Annotated in this window: 3 protein-coding genes; 1 reads left to right on the forward strand and 2 read right to left on the reverse strand. The window is 50.5% G+C overall.

Translation table 11 applies throughout. The features are described 5' to 3' along the window. Positions 1–951: DUF1838 family protein (locus Q0072_RS01040; protein WP_298324472.1), on the forward strand; the 951-nt coding region annotated here is incomplete at its 5' end. Positions 952–953: 2 nt separating this feature from the next. Here Q0072_RS01040 and Q0072_RS01045 read toward each other — a convergent pair. Beyond that, positions 954–1717 (reverse strand): IS5 family transposase gene (locus Q0072_RS01045; RefSeq protein WP_298324475.1). Its coding sequence is split into 2 segments (ribosomal slippage): positions 954–1387 and positions 1387–1717, totalling 765 coding nucleotides; the frame shifts between segments, so codons are not numbered across the junction. Between the two features lie 181 nt (positions 1718–1898). Next, positions 1899–3460, reverse strand: a 1562-nt coding sequence (locus Q0072_RS01050; RefSeq protein ID WP_298324478.1) for a pentapeptide repeat-containing protein, incomplete at its 5' end; no start/stop codon positions are given.

The raw sequence follows: 3460 nt of genomic DNA on the forward strand, positions 1-3460 counted from the left end.
GCAATCGGTGGGCTGGCGACAACTGCCGTCGGCGCAAACAAGCCTCCCTTTCTCACCAGGATTGACTTCAAGAATCCGGAGTGGAATCGGGACAGCTATGCCCGGCTGGACATGGATATTGACCCGACCAAGGAAAAGATCGGCTGGTTTCGTGGAAAGGTCTATGGCGTTCGCGACAACGAGCCAGTGCGGCCACTGTTTGTCCTGGATGGATTCAGTTTCGTCCGCTGCAGGCGGCTGGAGGACGGATCCTATCGCCGCATGCTGCGGGAAATCGGCTTCTACCGCGATGCGAAAACCGGGGAAATCCTGAAGACATGGTATAATCCCTATACGGGTGAGGACGTTCGTGTTGTCCCTATTGCCAATGACCCCTTCAATTACACGATCAGTGCGTTCCGTCAGCCTCTTCCCACTTACGGCGGATTGAATACCGAAAAGAGAGAGCCAGTTCCCTTCCTGCTGGACTGGCGATATGGCCCTGATGACACGGTCATTGTTAGCACCGATATCCATCTTTTCTATCCTAATGCGCTGCAACCGGGGAAATGGCCACGTGAGTCCGCCGGTGCCTTCAACCGGGTGTCGGAAATGTTCACCTACATCATGAAACGCCGCGATCTGGAAAATCCCGACCTGACACATGTCAAGTCTGTTGGGCAATGGTCCCGGATCAATCCCTGGTTGCCGTGGATGCTGATGGGTCAGGCACCAGGGCACATCTCCTATTTCTGTTCATTCGGGGCCTATGACAGCGTTAACGATATCCCGGCTGATCTCCGTGAGGCCGCCCGTGCCTTGGACCCCAAATGGTTGGCCGCACCGACGGAAGATTATGGCCCCTCATTATCCAGCCTGGAAAACTACGCTCGTCAGCAAACGCCAGCGCCGGTGCCGGTCGGTTGGGTCCCACCGCAGCCTCCGGCACCACGCACATTGCCTAGGCAGTAGACTCATAATTCCCGGCACCATAGCCTGACGGCGACGAGCTTTACGGCTGCCAGGAAGTTTTCTGGTCGTTTGTCGTATCGGGTGGCTATGCCCCTGAACTGTTTGATCTTGTTGAAGAACCGTTCGACGAGGTTGCGCTGCCGATAGACCCAGGAGGAGAAGACAAAGCTGCCCTTGCGGTTGGCTTTTGGTGGAATGTTGGCCCAAGCCTTCCGCTTGGCGGCTTGGGCGCGGATGGCGTTGCTGTCATAGCCCTTGTCGGCCAGCAGAATGCTCCCTTCGCCCAGATCCTCAATCAGGGTGTCGGCCTGGGTACAGTCGGCAACCTGCCCGGCGGTCAGGTGGAGGTGGACGGGGCGGCCTTCGGCATCAACGAGCGCGTGGATTTTGCTGGTGAGGCCCCCACGGGAACGTCCCATGCCGCCATCGTCTCCAGCCCTTTTTTTCCCGTGGCCGCGTGCTGATGTACGCGAACACAGGTGCTGTCGATCATCACGATGTCGCCGTCGTACGCGGCCGATACCGCTGCCAGAAGCCGATCCCAGACCCCGGCCTTCCGCCAGCGTACAAACCGGTTGTAGCAGGTCGTCGAAGGACCATACCGTTCCGGTATCTCCGCCCAGGGCGAGCCGGTGCGGAACCGCCACAAAATGCCATTCAGAACCCGGCGATCATCCACGCGCGGAACGCCCCGAGGCTTGTTCGGCAACAACGGTGACAGGATTGACCATTCACGGTCCGTGAGTTCGTAGCGGCGGCGCGTCATCAATGGCTCCTTGCGGAAATCCTTGAATCACGCCCCCAAATCAACGCCAAGCACTTTTATGAGTTTACTGCCGAGAACTGTCGAAATCAGGTCACCACAAACCGCCAGACAGGTATCAATGAATGAGCCTTAGATAAATCACCCAGAGTGCTTCAACTGAAATGACCTCGGTCTCATGGATTTAGCGCATCCGAAATCGATTACGCAGACCTAATCCGATGAGGAATATCAATAGAATACCCACAATTGTTTGAACTCCAGATATGATTCTGGTTAATGGCTGCATTTCCAATACAGAATCTCCCAATAAATCCTTGCGAATTCCAAGACTCGCGAGTGAGTTGGCTGCGCTAATTCCGAGGGATTCCCAAAACTCCTTGCCAGACTCTAGACTACTAATAAAAATAGCCCCAAACAAAATAAGGGCGCATAACCAGTAAATTGGCTTCACATAACTACGACCATAATCACAAAGGTAATCATATAGAACAATTGCAGCACCATTTAGTGGGCTCATTAGAAGTTTTTTACATTCCAGTTCCTTTGCAAAAAAATTCAACTCATCATCGTGCTTTCTAAGCCTATCCATTTCTAACTTCAATCTCTCATATGCATCAGTGAAGGCAGCCGCTTGGCCCGCGTCTAGCGGCGGTGGCGGCCAAATCACATCACGCCATACTGTACCTTCGTGTAATTGCGCTCCAGCAAACTTTGGTGGGCTTTTTTCGAATGCACAATGCTTAAAAGAGGTTGGCGCCTTCAACTCAGCGTTTGTAAAACTTACACCACCAGAAAATATAACGCTCGCAAAGTTAGAATCCCCGAAAACCTTTGAATTTCGGAAATAATAATTTCCATGCACTTTGACACCAGAAAAATCCGCGTCTCCCAAGAAATTGCAGTCACTGAAATTAACGTCCTCGTTATATCTGGATTCTTTAAAACTGACATCCAAACAGAATTTAGCGCCTGAGAAACTTACTTCCTTCAGATGCTTACAATTTAAAAATTGTGAAATTTCACAGAACTCAGAACCCCTAAAGTATGTCTTTCCAACGAACGCCGCGCTATTAAAAATAGCCAATTCTCCAAATTTAGAACCAGAAAAAGATGAACTTGGAAATATATACCCACTAAAATCAACTAGCTTATCAAAATGGCAAGAACGAAAATCAATTCGACGCTTCGGGTCGGGTAGATTTAATCCAAGAGACTCTGCTCTTTCCATAAACAGCGCACGCACGGTCTCCATCTCCTTATCGCTAAACGGCGTCAATTCATTCAGGTTAAAGTATTCCGATAAAATCAATTTATCAGCATTGGAGATAGTTGATGAATAAAATCGATTCCAAGTTATCCTATTTCTTTTCTTAATTTCTTCTTGGTTTTTATGTGGAAATCCATGAATATTGGCCAATATGAACCAACAATTCTCAGTAGAAGGTAAAATCTGTTTCTGTTCTGAATTTATACTCATACGACTGCCTCCACTCACAGGTGCGCAACTCAATGATCGGTTATATAAGATCTTTAAGTTAGTGTCATATACATCGTTCACTAAAATTGCTATTTCTGGGTCAAGAACTGACACCCCCACCCCCACCGCACCCCTGCCCCCCGCCATCCGCCCTTGTCGCAGCGCACAATCCCATGCGATAAGTCCCCCATAACGCAACATTCTGGAACCGCCGCCCCATCGGGCCGCCACCGTTCCGGTGGTGCTTATGATGTTCGGCTGCATCC

Origin of the sequence: Asticcacaulis sp. (assembly GCF_027484505.1) — a bacterium.
Classification (GTDB): domain Bacteria; phylum Pseudomonadota; class Alphaproteobacteria; order Caulobacterales; family Caulobacteraceae; genus Asticcacaulis.